Raw genomic sequence first — 16,356 nt, forward strand, 5'->3', positions numbered from 1 at the left:
AGGCTGAGCGGTACCTCCGGCCCCGGCAGCAGCAGGGTCACGGCCCGCACCCCGGACGGCAGCCGTGGCGGCAGCGTGCCGTTGCCGCGCCGTAGACGGCCCGCGCCCGCAGCACCGCCACCCCCGCGCCCCGCGCGAGGGCCTCGCCCGCCGCCTAGGCGTCCGACCGCCCGCCGCGCGGACCGCCCTCGCCGACCAGCCCGCGGTCGCGGCGCGGATCGTGGACGCTGCCCCTGCTCACCTGGACCAGGGTCCGCGCCCCGGCGGCCCGCAGCACCCGCTGCCTGCCGCCGGCGCTCACCGCGCACGTCCACGCCTCGGCGGGGAGCCGGGCGCCGGGGCGGCGACCGCCGCCGCGCAGCGCACGACGACGTCGGCCCCGGCCAGGTCCGGCAGGGCGCGGGCCGCGTCCCGGAACCGGTGCTCTCCGACGGGCCCCGGCCGCCGCCCCGGGCACACCACCTCGGCCCCGCGGGCGGCGGCCGCCCGCCCCAGCCCGGCAGGGCGGCCCGGGCCCGCGTCACCACCGGACGGTGCGGGGCCCCTCACCCCGGACCGGCTGATCACGCGTAACGGCGGGACATGCAGGGCCCGTTTACGTAGGGTGAGCCGAGGAGCACGGGGGAGGGGCACATGGCACCACCGGCACGCCGGTTACCGGCGCTGGCGCAGTACCGCACCGACGCGGTGACGCGCCATCTGTGCGCGGGCGCGCACTTGGACGAGGGCTTCGCCCGCGACGTCGACGTGGAACTCACCGAGGACCGGCTGCGCGCCACCGGCCTCTCCCTCGGCATCGACCTGAGGGCACTGGCGCGCCACGCGCGCGCCGCCGTCCGGCGGACCGACGTACGGGACCGGCGGCTCGCCTGGATCTGCGCCGTCGGCGTGTGGGCGGCGGTACCGGTCCTGCTGTACGCGGTGGTCACCACCCGGTGGGGCCTCGCGTACACGGCCGCCGCACTCGTCGCCCTGGCGTACGCGAGCGCGTGGTGGCTGGTCCACCAGGCCGAGAGCCGGGCCCGCACGGCGGCGCTCACCGTGGAGCACGGCGCGGACAGACCCGCGGACCTGGCACCGGCCGTCGAACCCGAGGTGGAACAGCGCCTGCTGGAGCAGAAACGCGCCAACGTGGTCCCGTACACGGCGAGCGCCGAACGCACCAACCCCTTCGTCGGCAGCGGCTCCAAGCTCAAGGAGATGGTCTGGCAGCCCATCGACGTGAGCCGGCCCGCCGAGGACCCGGCGGGCGGCGGCAAGCTGCCCATCAAGCCCTTCGACGCGGTCGACCTGCACACCTACGTGGCCCGCGAGATGGAGAACATCGCCGGCCTCAAGGGCCTCCAGGTCCGCAACCGGCTCTACGTGATAGGCAACCACGTCCCGTACGTGGGAGCCGAACTGCTGCCGGACCGGCTGCAGCGGCCGCGCGCCCAGATCCCCAAGCAGCTCGTCCAGGCGGGCCTGATGCAGTCCGGCGCCGGCATGCGGACCTACCTCAGCCTGGTGCGGGCCGGCGAGGGCGGCCGGGCCATCGTCTCGATGCACCTGCGGGCCCGGCTCCACCACCCCAGCCTCACCTGGGAGGTGTCGGCGTACGGCATCCCGCCGCTCCAGGCCCGCTTCGACCGGGTCAACCAGCTTCCCGTGGACGGCTTCGAACGCTGGTGGAGCCTGGTCCGCCACGCGACCGGCGCCGCCGGGCCCGCCCTGATCGGCGCCGCGTCACGCCTCTCCCGCCGGTCCGCGGACCGCCGCCGGCGCGCCCGCACCCTGGAGAGGACGCGGCGCGAGATCGACAAGCGGCACGTGCTCTACGACTACGGCGCCGTGGACAGCATCCGCGAACGGGTCGCGGACTGGGACCAGCTGGGCTACACCGAACGCACCGACTCCCAGGACTTCCTCCAGCGCCTCCAGCAGGGTGTGCTGATAGCGACCGAACGGTTCCTGAAGGACCACAACGTCGACACCAGCTCCTACGACCAGGCGCAGCAGGTCATCAACACGCACACCTACACCTTCCAGGGCAGCGTGCAGGCCGGCGTCATCGGGGACAACGGCACCGTCAACCACAACAACGGGCCGGGCGCGCAGGGCGGCCCGGCCGGGCAGGGCCGCGGCGCGCCCTGACCCCCACCACGCAGCGCAAGCGGACACAGGAGACGAGATGGGCACGTTCAACTTCAACGAGAAGGTCACCGCCGGCATCATCGGCGACCACGGCACGATCAACGTCGGGCAGCAGGACGGCGCCGCCCAGACCCTGCGGCTGGCCGCAGAGCTGGCCCGGTGGCTGCGCGAGCAGGACGCGGACCCGGGCCGGATCCGGGCGGCGGACGACCTCCACGGCGAACTGGACCGGGCCGCACAGCAGGGCCGCCCGGCCGAGCCGGGGCTGATCCGCCGCTCCCTGGAGACCATCACGATCGGCCTCGGAGCGGGCAGCGGCGGACTCGCCCTCGCGCAGGAGATCAGCCGCCTCCTGACGAACTGACCTCGGCCGCTCCGCCCGCTGCGCCTGCCCGGCCCACGCGGCCCACGCGGCCCACCCGGCCCACCCGGCCCACGCGGCCTACCCGGCCTACCTGGCCCGTACGACGGCCCGCGCGCCGCCGAAGTCCAGCTCCAGGCCCGAACGCAGGGGTACCGTCTGGCCCGGCTCGATCCGCTGGGTGGAGCCGTCCGCGCGGGTCCCCGTCCACGCCGAGCCCGACCGGTTCGCCAGCCCGAACCGGCCGGGCTTCTGCGGGTGTTCGGTCAGCAGCGCCACCAGGGTCCCGTCGCCGTAGTCGTGCCGGGCCGGCTCCGGGGCCAGGTGGTGGGCCTGCACCCGGGAGGACCGGTGCAGCAGGATGTGGTGCTCGGTGCGCGGCGGGGGCGTGGTCAGCACCAGCCGCGGCGGCAGCACCAGCGTGCTCCCGCAGCCCCAGCAGGTGCCCGGATCGGCGGACCGCGGCTCGGTCATGTTCTGCCGCCCGCACTGTGCGCACTCCACCACGCCGTCGAGCACCGCCCGCAGGGTGTCCCGCCACTGCGACTCGCGGACCCGCGTCGTCGGATCGTGCAGACCCGCCGTGAAGTTCTTGGTGAACAGCTCCCGCAGCGAGTCCGGCGCCGCCGCCCACGTCGCCAGCACGGTCGACTGCTCGACGGGGTCGGGTGCGTTGGACCGGTCCTGCGGGTCGAAGACGAACAGCGGCTGCTTCCCGTACAGCTTGCGCTCCGCCGCCTCGTCCAGGCAGTGGATCGCCAGCTCCCGCCGCCCCTTGAGCGGATGGTGGTTCATCAGCAGCATGAACAGCAGCACCGACAGCGAGTGCAGATCGCTCTGGGTGCCGGGGGAGACCCCCGGGTCGCCGCGCACCAGCTCGGGCGCCATGAACTCCATGGTCCCCGAGATGCCGGTGCTGTCACCCTCCACCACCGCGTTGTCGTTGTCGCAGACCAGCACGTCGCCGGTGGCCGGGTCGAAGAAGATGTTGCCCCAGGAGATGTCCCGGTACGCGATCCCCCGCGAGTGCAGGGCCTGGTACGCCTCGACCGTGTACAGACAGGCCTTGAGCAGGGCCCGGGGCGAGGTGCGCAGCTGCCGCCGGAACAGCAGGGGCAGGCCCTTGAACCGGTCCGGGCGGATGTCCATCAGGTACCCGAACCCGCCGCGCGCGTCGGCCACGAAGTCCAGCGGCCACAGGAAGCGGTCGTCCTCGAAGCCGCGGCCCACCAGCTGGCGGACGATGGCCTCCTGGGCGGGGGTCGCGCAGGCCGGGTAGTACCACTTGAGCGCCTGGTACCCGGCGGGGGTCCTCACCCGGTAGACCTCCCCCTGGCCGCCGGCGCCGAGCAGGTCGAAGACCTCCACGCCCGTCCCGCTGTCGGTCGTCAGCAGGGTTCCGCTGTCGAGCATGCCGCTCATTCTTCTCTCCCGTACGGGTCGGTCGGTGGTGCCGGTTCGGTGGCCTCCTCCGGCGCGGTCCACATCGTCCCGGCCGGTGGCGCCCCGTCGAGGGCCTCCGCACCCGGAGCCGGAGCCGGATCGGGGGCCGGCGGCAGATCTGGAGCCGGAGCCGGGGACGGATCCGGAGCCTGAGCGGGGGACTGAGCCGGTGCCGGTGTCCGCGCGGCGGTCGGGCCGGGCGTCGGGGCCGGAGCCGGCGGGGTGCCCGGGTGCCAGGCCGCCACGAGGGTGGTGTCGTCCCCGGAGTGCTGCGAGGCCTTGGACAGCCACCCGGGGAGGACGGCCCGGACGGTGTCGGCGCCGTCCGCCGACAGCCGGTCGTCCAGCCCGGCCATGAACTGGAGGAACCCCCGGTCCGAGGCGAAGCTCTTGGACAGCCCGTCGGTGGAGACCGCGACCAGCCGGGGCGCCCGCCAGGGCGCCGTCACCGGGGCCCAGTGCACCCGTACGCGCAGCCACGCCTCGGGGGTGCACAGCGACTCCGTCTCGTCCCCCAGGTCCGCCTCGGCCGGCGCCAGCGGTACCGTCACCCGCCCGGCGTCGTCCACCACCGTCAGCTCGCCGTCGCCGAGCTGCCAGGCCGCGAAAACCCGCGGGGTGAGCACCGCGCCGACGAGCGTGCTCCCGTAGAGCAGTACCTTGCGCTCCTCGGACAGGCCGGGCTCCCGGTGCGAGCTGGTCCGCTCCCAGTTGCCGAGCACCTTCTCGCGCCACGCGCTGACGAGCTGGCGGGGGAAGGCGTGCTCGGCGTAGTGCATCAGCCAGGCCAGGCTCGGCGGCCGCTCGTCACCGCGCGGCTGGGCGAGCGCCCCGAACCGCCGGGCCTCCTCGACGAAGAGGTCCACCGCGAAGCGGGAGCCCAGATGGCTGCGGGCGTGCACCGCGGAGCCGTGCCCGTCGGCCACGGCCATGATGAGCGGCTCTTCGGCCGTGCCGAGTCCCGAGACCTCGCAGTAGTCCTGGTTGCGGGTCTTGTTCACGCCCTGGACGCTCTCCCGGAGCGTGACCCAGAGCGGCCCGGCCGACGGCCCGGCCGGCGCCGGGGGCTGCGGTACCGGCGCCGGTACGGGCTGCGGCACCGACGGCGCCACGGGCTGCGGCACCGGCTGCGGTGCCGACGGTGGTACGGACGGGGGTACCGGTGGTGGTTCCGGTGACACGGGCCCGCTCACCACACGTCGTCATCGTCGTCGTCGAGCACCGGCGGAGCGTACGGCGGCTGCTTCGCCATCGGGTCCGAGGCCCCGGCGACCGGCTGCGAGGCCGCCTTGACCGCGGCCGTCGAAGCCCAGCGGATCGCCGCCGCCAGCTGCTTGGGGCTGTTCGCGTCCAGCGGCTGCAGCTCCGGATTGCCCAGGAACTCCTGGAGCACCGTGCGGTCGGCGTCCGCGCCGATCGCGATGGCCACCCGTACGGCCTTGCGCCCCCACGGCGTCGCGTCGACCGCCCGCAGTCCCGCCTTCCAGTCGTCCGTCGGCACCCCGTCCGAGACCAGCGCCAGCACCGGCTTCAGCGCCCGCTGCGGCATCGGCGGCGTGTCCAGCTCGCGGGCCACCATCTGGAGGGCCTCGCCCAGATTGGTCATCCCGTCCACCTGGACGTCCTGCCAGGTGAAGTTCTCCACCGGCACCGGGTCCTGGTGGTGCCAGCGGGCCGTCGTGGAGAACGTCATCGTGCGCAGCAGCAGCTGGGCCGCCGGATTGTCCTGCGCGACGGAGCGCATCTCCGGGACGGCCTCTCTGATCGCGTAGTTGAGCTGGCCGATCTTCTCGCCCTGCATCGAGTACGAGCAGTCGAGCAGCCAGATGAAGTGGACGGGCCGGTTCGCCATCGGCCCGCCGGGGATGTCACTCACCGCTAATCTCCTTCAACTCCCGAGCCATTGCGGTACGTACCGCACCAGCGCCGCCACCCCGGCGGCCGCCGTCATCACGACCGCCGCCGCGAACAGGACCAGCATCAGCAGCCGCCCCCGTGCGATCTGCGGTGTCACCATGGGGTGTTGCTCCTCTCAGCGACTCTTCGACCCTAGCCCTCGCCCCGGCCCACGTCACAGGCTTGATCGATCCGGTGCCGGGTTGCCGGCGCGGCCGCGCGGCCGGGGCAGCCGCGGAAGGCGTGGTTCCTGCACGGCGGCCGCCGGACCGCCGATCCGCAGCCCCGTCCGTGACAGCAGCCACAGCACCGGCTCCGCCGCCCGCCGCTGCTCGGCCGCCAGCGCGCCCGCGCCGGTGGCCGCACGGGCGCTGACCGACCAGTAGCGGGCCGCCGCGAAGTCGTGGCCCAGCGCGCGGACCAGCTCGCCCAGCCCGATCTCGGCCAGCCAGGCGTCCACCGGGCGGCCCTGCGGCCGCGGCAGCGAACCGAGCCGGTCGAGGACGTCGCGCTTGGTCACCACCGCCGCCACTCCCAGACGCCGCCGCCGGCCGCCCAGGCCCTGGAGCTCCCCGGTGAACGCCTCGTACGTCTCCACCGGGCCCAGGTCGGCGGGCCGGGCCTCCACCGCGAGCCGCCCGTCGCCCTCGCGCAGGGCGCGCCGTACGACGGGCGAGGCCAGCACGTCCGCGACGAGCAGCACCCCGTCGGCGTGCGCCAGGTACTCCTGGCGCCGCGTGGTGTCCGCGTCGCGCAGCGACTCGCCCATCGGGTCGTACAGGTACAGGAGCCGGCGGCGCCGCAGGGGCCCGCGCCCGCCGCGCCCGACGAGCAGCATCAGCGCGCGCGGCTGCCCGCCCTGGGTCTTGAGCGCCCAGCCCGTCGACTCGACCTGCCGGCCCAGGGTGTTGGCCTCGCGTCGGTCGGCCGGGGACGCGAACTCCACCGTGAGCGCGGACTCGTGCGACCAGGACCGCAGCCCGTCGAGCATCGCCGCCATCAGCATGGTCTTCCCGGCGGAGGTGCCGCCGATCAACGGGAGGTGCACCACCCGCGTGGTGCCCACGGCCGGTGGCAGCTCCTGATCGCAGTGCGGGCAGCGGGCGGAGAGCTTGCGCCTGCCGGACAGGGCGGTGGTGGGCAGGGCCCGGCCGCACCGGCAGACGTGGCGCAGCGCCCCGTACCGGCCCGGCCACAGCTCCCGGTGGGCGGCCCCGCAGCCCGGGCACAGGTGCACGGCCAGCGGGAACGGCCGGTAGCAGCCCGGGTACGGGCACTTCATGCGGATGCCGAGGGCCAGCTTCCACAGCCCATCGGCGCCCCGCCCGCCCAGCACCCCGGCCAGGGCCACGGCCCGGACCAGCAGCAGCTGGACGGCGAACACCACCGCGACGCCGAGGAGCAGGGCGGACGAGAGCACCGCCGACAGCACGGCGGCCAGGGCGGTGGCCGGCGCGACCAGCCGCAGCAGGAGCCGTCCGAGGAGATGGTCGGCCTCGTCCCCGGTCGTACCGTGGCAGCCGCGCAGCAGCCGCCGGCGGACGATCTCGTCCAGCCAGTGGTGGGCCAGCAGGTACCACACGGCGTACGCGCCGGCCCGCGCCGCGGCCGCCGCGTCGGTCCACATCTGCCGGGTCCAGTAGGCGGGTTGCGCCGGTTCCTTCCCGGGGTACGGGGTGATCCGCGGGTCGGGGGAGCCGGGGGTGCGCACGGCGAAGGCGTTCGCGGCGGCCCCCAGTGCCTGGGCCGTGAACCGCCACAGGCCGTACCCGAGACAGATGGCCACCGCGATCACGCCCGTGGCCCACCCCACGATCTGGGCGATGAACAGGAGGTCGATGTCCGGCATGCTCCCTTCCTTCACGGGTGCCGTCCGTCCTCGGCGCGGCCGGCGGGGCCGGCGGGGCCGGCGGGGTCGGCGGGGTCGGCGCCGGGCGCGATCGGCCCGCCGGAGCCGCCGCGGTACGGCGGGGTCGCGGGCGCGCCGCGTGCGCCGCGCCGGCCCGAGCCGCCGAAGCGGCCGCGCAGCCGGCCGAAGGCGCCGGGCCGCTGCCAGCCGCGGAAGTCCTCCGCCCAGCGGCCGCCGAGCCGGGCCAGCGCCTCCTCCAGCTCCGCCAGCTCCCCGGGCGGAAGGCCCCGTACGACCGGCCGCAGCACGCCGTCCAGCAGATCGGTGCGGGTCTCCTGCCACAGTGCCCCCGCCTGGGGCTGCGAGGACCAGGTGGCGAAACACTCCGCCGCGTACGCGGGGTCGAGCCTGAGCCGGTCCGCGACCCGCGGCTCCCGGGCGGCCCGGCGGTACGCCGCCAGCAGCTCGGCGTCGTTGCTCTCGATCAGCGCCCGCACCTCGCTCCCGGGCCGGTCCTCGGCGAGCAGCCGTGCGGCCGCCTCCGCGTACGCGTGCTCCCGCGCCGTCGCCGTGGGCCCGGCCGCGCCCAGTTCCAGGGCCAGGCGGACCCAGCCCGGCTCCGTCCGCCGCACCCGCAGGTTCCGCGCCAGCTCCAGCAGCAGCAGCGAGGACCGCAGCTCGGCGGGGAGTTCCGTGGGGAACCGGCGCAGCAGCTCCGGCGCCAGCTCCTGCGCCGACCGGTCGCCCGCCGGGGCGGACACGGCCGCCCGCGCGAGCAGCTCCCAGGTGCCGGCCTCCCGGTGCGCCCGGTCGCCCAGCGCGGACAGGGCCAGCCAGGCCTCGTCCGCACCCGGCGGCTCCCCGTCCCACACCAGCCGCATCGCCGTCCGCAGCACCAGCGGATCCTCCTCCAGCGACGCACCGGAGTGCTCCACGAGCCGGGTCAGCGCCTTCACCCGGTCCCCGGCCGCCGTTGCGGGCGCCAGCGCGCACATCCGCAGGTGCGGCAGCGCCTCGTCCCCGGTCAGCCGGAGCGGGGTGCGGGCGAACAGCCGGGCCCCGGCCGCCGGATCGCCCGCCGCGAGCCCGTCGAGCCGGTCGAGTACGAGCCGGCGCAGCCCCGGCAGTTCCGTCAGAGCGGCCCCCATGGCCTCCCCGTACGTCCGCTCCGGCCCGGTGATCAGGGCGTGGGCCAGCCGCCGGGCCACCTCGGGCAGCAGGTCGGCGGTGTCCACCCCCAGCTCGGCGGCGATCCGCAACAGCCCGGTCCGGTCGTCCGGTTCGCGCGCCGGGTCGGTGAGCGCGCTGCGCAGCTCCGGTCCCAGCTCGGCCGCGAGCCGCCGCCGCGCGGCCTCGCCCAGCAGCCCGGCGGGCACGGCGGCGCCGCCCGAGCGGACCGCGGCGGCCAGGGCGAGCTCCACCAGTGGTTCGCTCACCGCGGGGGGCGCCCAGCCGGCCAGGGCCGTCAGCAGCCGACCGCTCGCGGCGGCCTCCTCGGGCCCCCGGTCCGGGGCCGGCCGGGCCAGCGCCCGGGCCAGCGCGGCCAGCCGTGCGTCGTCCAGTGCGCCGCGGTGTGCGGCGGCCCAGTCGGCGGCCGCGGCGCGGGCCGCCGAGTCCAGGCCGACACCGGCGGCGAGCGCGAGCGCGGCCAGCGGGCCCGCCTCGTACGGCCCGGCCGTCCCGGGCGCGGCGGCCGCGCCCGACGACCCGGCCGCCCCGGCCGACCCGGAGCGCGCGCCGGGCAGCCGCCGGACGTCCGCGAAGAGTTCCTGCCGCTGCGCCCGCCAGATCAGCGCGGCGGTCTGCGCCCACGGGTCGGGGACCGCGGCGGGCGCGGACGCGCGGGCCGGGTCGTACACCCGGTAGCGGTGCTCCTGTCCGGCGAGGCCCAGACCGTCCTCCGGCACCACGCCGATGATCCGCTGCCGGGCGAGCTGGGGTCGCCGGGTGTACGTGGTGAAGGTGAGCCACTGCCCGCGCCGGTGCGGCAGCACACTGCACGCGAGCATGATCCACCAGGCCACGGCCTCGCTGTCCTCCTCCACCAGGACGAGCTGCGGGGCGGCCGGATCCTCTGCGAGCCTGCGCACGTCGGCGAAGAACCCGGCGAGCCACTGCCCGCGGGCCGTGACGAAGGCCGCCAGCCTGCCGAGGTCGAGCGGGCCGGGGGCGGGCACCGACGCCAGCACCGGCACGGGCGCCCCGGCCGGCGGGGAGTCGGCCGCCCACTGGGGCGAGCCCCAGGAAGTGATCGGCAGCTGCCCCCCGGCGGGCCGCTCCGCGTCCGCCGGCTGCGGCAGATGCACCGCGTGCGCGTGGAAATTGCCCCAGCGGCCGCTGTAGTCGGCGCCCGTGTACACCGAGCGGGCCAGCAGCCGGCTGCCGTCCGAGAGCACGTTCAGGCTGAGGGCCTGCGGAAAGGAACCCAGCTGGTCGGCGCTCGGCCGCGGCGGGGCGTCCCGCGGCGGCTCGTACCCGATCAGCTGCTCGGCCTCGCGCAGCAGCGACGCGGGCACGCCGGGGCTGACGGCGGTGAACCGGAAACCGGAGCCGTCGGGGCCCGGCGGGGCCGAGGTGTAGTGCAGTTGGGCGAGGTTCACGCCTCTCCTCCCGGAACGTGCGTCCCGCCGGTCACGGCACCCGTGCTCGCGGCGGGTCTCGCCGCCGTGCGCCGGCCGGTGCCGCCGGTCCCGGTACGGGGCAGCAGCCCGCCCAGGCCCAGCAGCCACAGCAGCGGATCCTCGACCCGCAGCGGCTGGGGCCCCGACTTGGGCGCGTCGGCCGGGGCGTGCGCGGGTGGCGGGGAGCCGAGCGCCGAGAGCCCGAACAGGGACAGCTGCGCGAAGTCGCGGTCCAGCTGCCGGAAGAGGGCCCCCGAGTCCCAGCCGTCGAGCAGCCCCCGCATCTCCTCGTGCACCGCCAGCCGGTCCTCGTCGTCCACCGCGCCGCCCGCGTGGTCGGCGTTGCGGCGCAGCGGTGAGTGGTCCCCCAGCAGCGAGAACAGGGAGTCCGTCTTGGTCACCGCCACCGCGACCGGCGTGGTGACCCGGCCGCGCGAGGTGCCCCGGCCGTGGGCCCGCAGCTGCGCGGCCAGATCCGCCGCGATCTGCTGCGGCGGGGTCTCCACCGTGGGCAGCGGAAGGCCCGAGTCCACCGGCAGCTGGTCCCGTACGGCCCGCATCTGCAGCGGGTCGACCAGCAGGATGATCCCGTCGGCGGCCGCCAGGTAGTGCGTGTAGCGGTCCATGGCCTCGGCGCTGCCCAGGTCCTCGCCCGCCGCGTCGAAGAACACCAGCGCGGTGTGCCGGCTGCCGTCCCCGCGTAACCGGCGGCGCAGCGGCAGGCTCAGCCGGTACAGCAGCGGGTCGTTGAAGCCCAGGGCCGCGGGTCTGGTCGCCTGCGGCAGCCGCAGCCGGTCGTACAGGTCCTCGGCCATCTCGCGGTCCCGGCGCTGCGTCTCGCCGCCCATCGCCGTGATGGAGGCGCCGTACGCGCGGCCCACCCGGTTGCGCAACTCGTTGATCAGCACCGACACGTACGTGCTCTTGCCCGACGCCTTGGGACCGAGCAGGGCGATGATCCGGGTGTCCTGGTCGGTGTAGTCGCTCGGGAAGTCGCTGTGGCAGCGCAGGCAGACCCGGACCGGCGTCGACACCCCGCAGGCCGGGCAGTCCGCCCGGGTGCCCCCGCCGAGCCGGCCGGCGAGCCCCCGCGGAGCGGAGAAGACGGGACCCCGCATCTTGAGCGCGGGCGGCACGCTCGGCCCCATGAACTCGGCCCATATCCCGTCGAGTTCAGCGGTGCAGGGCTTGCCGCCGCGCACACCGGTGGCGGACATCTGGCAACGGAACGGCAGCCGCGCGGCGGCCGAACGGTCGAAGCAGTAGGGGCAGACGACGGAGGTCATGTCAGCGGACCACCAGGGAGGTGAGGGAGGGCTCGTCGAGCCGGACGGAGGCGGCACGGCCGCCGAGGAGGAAACCGCGCACGGCGTACGGGCCGCCGGGTGCGCAGGGGGCGAGCTCGCGCTCCACGGTCCCCGAGACCGCGAGCTCTGCGCCGGTCACCCGGCACAACTCGGTGCCGTCGGCGGCCCGGTGGGGCCGGGCCCCGCCGCCCGTCGCGGCGACGAGGACGAAGTCGGGCAGTCCGGAGCCGGGATCCCCGCCGGATGCGAGCAGGGTCACCCGGAGCACGGCCGGACCGCGCCGCAGCATCCGCCGGAGCCCGGGCACGACCCGGTAGGCGATGGCGACGTCGGCCGGGAGCAGGGCCTGGCCGGCCTCGCGCGGGGCGGCCGCGGTCGCGAGCGCGCTGCGCGGGGCGGCGTACGCGGTGACGCGGACGGCGTCGGGGCCGACCGGCAGCTCCAGCCCCTCGCGCAGGAACACGGCCCGTACGACGGGGTGTTCGGTGCGCTCGCCGCCCCGCTCGGGGGTGAGTGCGACGGTGACCCGGCCCGCTCCGTCGGGCCAGTCGAAGGTGATCTTGGCCCGCCCGGCGGCGGTCCGCCGGACCGTCAGCCCGGCGACGGCCTCCGGGGCCTCGACCGCCACGCCCGGCCCGGCCAGCGCCCGCTCGCCGAGGACCGCCACGGCGCTGACGGTGGCCAGCGTGCCCGGCGGGGGCTCGGCGATCCCGGCCGCGTCCACCCAGGGCAGCGCCGGCGGCAGTTCGGCGGCCGCCAGTTCGGCGCCCTCAACGGGGGCGTCCCCCGGCCACTCGACCAGCCGTACGTCGGCCCCCGCGCCCCCCGCCCAGCGGAACTCCAGCCCGCCGGCGTCCCGGGGGGCCGCGGCGAGGCCGAGCACCGGATCGGGCCAGTGGTGCACGGTGACCGGCGCCTCGACCCCGGGGGAGAGCACCTCGTCCGCGCCGTTGCCGGGCCGGTACCGGCACTGCACCCGCAGGACGTGGGCGCCGGCCGCCAGCCCTTCGGCCCGTACGGACTCCCGTCCGCCCCCGGCGGTGGTGCCGTGGGCCGCGTCGCCCGCGGCCTCGCCGCCGCCAGCACCGGGCGTGGGGGCGCCGTGGGCGGTGGCAGCCGTACGGCCGCTGCCGGCCGAGGCGGGGCCGCCGGCCGCACCGGCCCACGTGCTCCCGCCGGGCCCGGTGCCCGGAGCGGCCGGGTCGAGGGGGAGCGGGGCGCCGAGTTCCACGGTGCGCCCCTGCGGGCCGGTCAGCGTCACCCGGACCCCGGCCGCGCCGGGCGGCCGCAGCCACGAGGCCTCGATCCGGGCCCTGCCGTCGGCGAGGCGCAGCTGCGCGACCTCGGGGGCCACCAACAGCGGCGCGCTGATCAGGGGGGTGCCGTGGGCGTCCCCGCGCGGGAGGGCCACGTACCGGACCTCCCGCCCGAGCGGGGCCCGCGGATCGGTCAGCGGACCGGCTCCGAGCGGCCCCGCACCGAGCGCACCCGGCACCTCGGGGAGCGGAGTGGTGAGCGGTTCGCGGCGGGTCAGCCGGACCACCCGCCAGGTGGCGTCCGGGTCGGCGCCGGACGGCAGGCGCAGGTCGACGCCGCCGGGCCCCGGCCGGGCCTCCAGCGGCCCGGGGCGCCCGTCGCCGCCGGCCCGGTGGGTGCGGACCAGGCCGCGCACCGCGCGCGGGCAGTCCCAGGCCAGCCGGGCCGCCCGCCCGTACGCCGCCGCGGCCCGGTCCGGGTCCCGCCGGGCCTCGTGCTCCCGGGCCTCGTCCAGCAGGGCGTCGGCGGCGCGCACCCGCCCGGCCAGCCCGGCCAGCCGCCGCGCCAGCAGCGGGTCACCGCCGGCCACGGCCCGCGGCAGCGCGGCGGCGTCGCGGGCGGCGGCGCGCACCCGCCCGGCCAGCCACGCGTCCTCCAGCCCCTCGGCGGCGGCCCGCTGCACCGGATCCAGCCGGGGGCTCCCGGCGGCGGCGTGCACCAGGGCGGCCGCCTCGTCGGGGTCGACCCCGAACCCGGTGGCCGTCTCGGGCAGGTGCCCCCGGGGATGGTCGTGGAGCAGCCGCACCAGCTGGTACAGCAGGATCCGGCGCAGCGCGGCCGGATCCTGCTCCTGGAGTGCGGTCAGCCGCTCCAGCAGAGGTGCCGCCCCGGCCGCCGACGCGCCGGCACCCGTGCCGGCGTCCCCCGGGGCGGCCCGCAGCGCGCGCAGCGTCCGCGCCCCGATGTGGCGCCGCCGCCCCGGCCCCTCGACCGCGAATATCCCGTCGAGGACCCGGAACCGTCCGCCGGCCGGAACCAGTACGTCGGCCATGTGCCGTAAGCCCAGGGCCTGTTGCGCGGAGACGAGTTCCCCGTACCGTGCCACCAGCGGAGCAGCCGGCAGGCCGGAGAGCGCGCGGGATCGCCCGAGGGCATGCCCGAACTCGGTCCCCGCCATCTGTTCTGCGCCCCCCGTGCAGTGTGTTTGGGAGGTCATTTCAGCAGATGCGCGGACCGTCCGGGAGGTCTTTCCGTTCTCCAGCTGTACCGCGCCGCGTCATGAAGCGATCTCCCGCCGGTACCCCGGGACCGCTGTCCTTGGGGCGCCCCTCGACCCCCCCTCACCCGCAGAGGTCGTCACCCCATGGCTGAACTCAATCGTCGCCGGTTCCTGCAGATCGCGGGCGCGAGCGCCGCGACCGCGATGCTGAACGAGAGCATCGCGCGAGCCGCCGCCATTCCGGCGCAGGGCACCACCGGCACCATCCAGGACATCGAGCACGTCGTGGTCCTCATGCAGGAGAACCGGTCCTTCGACCAGTACTTCGGTTCGATGAAGGGCGTCCGGGGCTTCGGCGACCCGCGTCCGGTCCTCCAGGACAACGGCAAGTCCGTCTTCTACCAGTCGAACGGGACGAAGGACATCCTCCCCTTCAACCCGCAGGTCAGCGACCTGGGCATGCAGTTCGTCGAGGGCCTCAACCACGACTGGGCCGGCGGCCACCAGGCGTACAACAACGGTAAGTACGACAAGTGGGTCCCGGCCAAGACGGCGACGACCATGGCGTACATGACGCGGAACGACATCCCGTTCCACTACGCGCTCGCCGACGCCTTCACGGTCTGCGACGCCTACCACTGCTCCTTCATCGGCGCGACCGACCCGAACCGCTACTACCTGTGGACGGGCCACACGGGCAACGACGGCACCGGCGGCGGCCCGGTCCTCGGCAACCAGGAGGCCGGCTACGGCTGGAAGACCTACCCGGAGCGCCTGGAGGCGGCCGGCGTCTCCTGGAAGATCTACCAGGACATCGGCGACGGCCTGAACGCGGCCGGCGGCTGGGGCTGGATCAGCGACTCCTTCCGCGGCAACTACGGCGACAACTCGCTGCTGTACTTCAACAGCTACCGCAACGCCCAGCCGGGCAGCGCCCTGTACGAGAAGGCCCGTACGGGCACCGACGCCAAGGCGGGCGAGGGCTACTTCGACAGGCTGCGCGCCGACGTCGTGAACGGCACGCTGCCCCAGGTCTCCTGGATAGCCGCCCCCGAGGCCTTCAGCGAGCACCCGAACTGGCCGGTCAACTTCGGCGCCTGGTACATCTCGCAGGTCCTGGACGCGCTGACGGCGAACCCGGCGGTGTGGGCGAAGACGGCGTTCTTCATCACCTACGACGAGAACGACGGGTTCTTCGACCACGTCGTCCCGCCGTACCCGCCGGCATCCTCGGCGTGGGGCCTGTCCACGGCCGACGTCACCCGCGACCTCTACGCCGGCGGCGGCGGCTACGCGGCCGGCCCCTACGGGCTCGGCCCGCGCGTCCCGATGATCGTGGTCTCCCCCTGGAGCAAGGGCGGCTACGTCTGCTCCGAGACCTTCGACCACACGTCGGTGATCCGTTTCATGGAGAAGCGGTTCGGCGTGCAGGAGCCCAACATCTCGCCGTGGCGCCGCGCGGTCTGCGGCGACCTGACCTCGGCGTTCGACTTCACGAAGGCGGACGCGTCGCCCGCGGCCCTGCCCTCCACGGCGGGCTACGTCCCGCCGGACCACAACGCCCACCCGTCCTACCACCCGGTGCCGCCGGCGACGGGCGCGCTGCCCGTACAGGAGGCGGGCCGCAAGCCGACCCGTGCACTGGGCTACGCCCCGTACGTGGACGGCAAGGCCACCCCCTCCACCGGCAAGTTCACCCTGACCTTCTCCTCCGGCCCCACCCTCGGCGCGCACTTCCACAGCACCTCGGGCAACCGGACGGACGGCCCCTGGCCCTACTCGGTGGAGGCGGGCAAGACCCTCTCGGACACCTGGAGCACCAGCAGCACCACCGGCAACCAGATCAACCTCACGGTCTGGGGCCCGAACGGGTTCCTGCGGACCTGGAAGGGCCCGGCGAAGAAGGCCGGCCCCGAGGTCACGGCCCGCCACGACGCGGCCACCGGCAACCTGCAGCTGACGCTGGCCAACTCCGGCTCGGCGGCGGTCAACCTCACGGTGACCAACGCCTACGACGGCGCGACCCGGACCCTGCGGGTCGCGGCGGGCGGCACGGCCGCGTACACGGTGGACCTGAGCGCCACGGGCCGCTGGTACGACGTCAAGGTCGTCTCCGACGCGGACACCACCTTCCTCCGCCGCTTCGCGGGCCACGTCGAAACGGGCGCCCCCGGCCTCTCGGACCCGGCGATCAAGACCGTCTGACCTTCACCCCCAGGGGTGACCGCCCCGGCTTTCGCACCCGCGAAGTCAACGCTTGGGTTGACTTC

12 protein-coding genes are annotated in these 16,356 nt (G+C 75.8%); 3 read left to right on the forward strand and 9 right to left on the reverse strand.

The window, feature by feature from the left end:
- Nucleotides 1–154: 154 nt before the first annotated feature.
- Nucleotides 155–301, reverse strand: a complete 147-nt coding sequence (locus tag ACIPK4_RS30420) for a hypothetical protein (protein ID WP_402318470.1) — start codon at nucleotides 299–301, stop codon at nucleotides 155–157.
- 332 nt (nucleotides 302–633) lie between these two features.
- Between ACIPK4_RS30420 and ACIPK4_RS30425 the strand changes: the two genes are divergently transcribed.
- Complete coding sequence (locus tag ACIPK4_RS30425) at nucleotides 634–2,133, forward strand: hypothetical protein (protein WP_402318473.1); 1,500 nt, start codon at nucleotides 634–636, stop codon at nucleotides 2,131–2,133.
- 37 nt (nucleotides 2,134–2,170) lie between these two features.
- The gene (locus tag ACIPK4_RS30430; protein WP_402318476.1) at nucleotides 2,171–2,497 is read left to right on the forward strand and encodes a hypothetical protein; all 327 of its coding nucleotides are present in this window, start codon (nucleotides 2,171–2,173) and stop codon (nucleotides 2,495–2,497) included.
- An 87-nt stretch (nucleotides 2,498–2,584) separates the two neighbouring features.
- Here the strand turns inward: ACIPK4_RS30430 and ACIPK4_RS30435 are convergent, their stop codons facing one another.
- From ACIPK4_RS30435 to ACIPK4_RS30470, 8 genes are all read right to left on the reverse strand, one after another.
- Complete coding sequence (locus ACIPK4_RS30435) at nucleotides 2,585–3,916, reverse strand: protein kinase domain-containing protein (protein ID WP_376192779.1); 1,332 nt, start codon at nucleotides 3,914–3,916, stop codon at nucleotides 2,585–2,587.
- A complete protein-coding gene (locus ACIPK4_RS30440; RefSeq protein ID WP_402318480.1) occupies nucleotides 3,913–4,938 on the reverse strand; it encodes a PP2C family serine/threonine-protein phosphatase in 1,026 nt (341 codons plus the stop codon). The genes ACIPK4_RS30435 and ACIPK4_RS30440 overlap by 4 nt, the downstream gene beginning before the upstream one ends.
- 188 nt (nucleotides 4,939–5,126) lie before the next feature.
- A complete protein-coding gene (locus tag ACIPK4_RS30445; protein ID WP_376192880.1) occupies nucleotides 5,127–5,789 on the reverse strand; it encodes a VWA domain-containing protein in 663 nt (220 codons plus the stop codon).
- Between the two features lie 36 nt (nucleotides 5,790–5,825).
- Nucleotides 5,826–5,954, reverse strand: coding sequence for a hypothetical protein (locus ACIPK4_RS30450; protein WP_376192783.1), 129 nt, complete (start codon nucleotides 5,952–5,954; stop codon nucleotides 5,826–5,828).
- Between the two features lie 54 nt (nucleotides 5,955–6,008).
- Nucleotides 6,009–7,682, reverse strand: coding sequence for a hypothetical protein (locus ACIPK4_RS30455; protein WP_402318483.1), 1,674 nt, complete (start codon nucleotides 7,680–7,682; stop codon nucleotides 6,009–6,011).
- Nucleotides 7,683–7,693: 11 nt separating this feature from the next.
- Nucleotides 7,694–10,282 (reverse strand): GTPase-associated protein 1-related protein, encoded by a 2,589-nt coding sequence (locus ACIPK4_RS30460; protein WP_402318486.1) that lies wholly within the window; start codon nucleotides 10,280–10,282, stop codon nucleotides 7,694–7,696.
- Nucleotides 10,279–11,589, reverse strand: coding sequence for a hypothetical protein (locus tag ACIPK4_RS30465; protein ID WP_402318488.1), 1,311 nt, complete (start codon nucleotides 11,587–11,589; stop codon nucleotides 10,279–10,281). The genes ACIPK4_RS30460 and ACIPK4_RS30465 overlap by 4 nt, the downstream gene beginning before the upstream one ends.
- A gap of 1 nt (nucleotide 11,590) precedes the next feature.
- On the reverse strand, nucleotides 11,591–14,044 hold the full coding sequence (locus ACIPK4_RS30470; RefSeq protein WP_402318491.1) for a hypothetical protein: 2,454 nt from the start codon (nucleotides 14,042–14,044) through the stop codon (nucleotides 11,591–11,593).
- A gap of 186 nt (nucleotides 14,045–14,230) precedes the next feature.
- Between ACIPK4_RS30470 and ACIPK4_RS30475 the strand changes: the two genes are divergently transcribed.
- The gene (locus tag ACIPK4_RS30475; RefSeq protein WP_402318494.1) at nucleotides 14,231–16,291 is read left to right on the forward strand and encodes a phosphocholine-specific phospholipase C; all 2,061 of its coding nucleotides are present in this window, start codon (nucleotides 14,231–14,233) and stop codon (nucleotides 16,289–16,291) included.
- The last annotated feature ends 65 nt before the right edge of the window (nucleotides 16,292–16,356 follow it).

Source organism: Streptomyces sp. NPDC086989, from assembly GCF_044745505.1.
Taxonomy (GTDB): domain Bacteria; phylum Actinomycetota; class Actinomycetes; order Streptomycetales; family Streptomycetaceae; genus Streptomyces.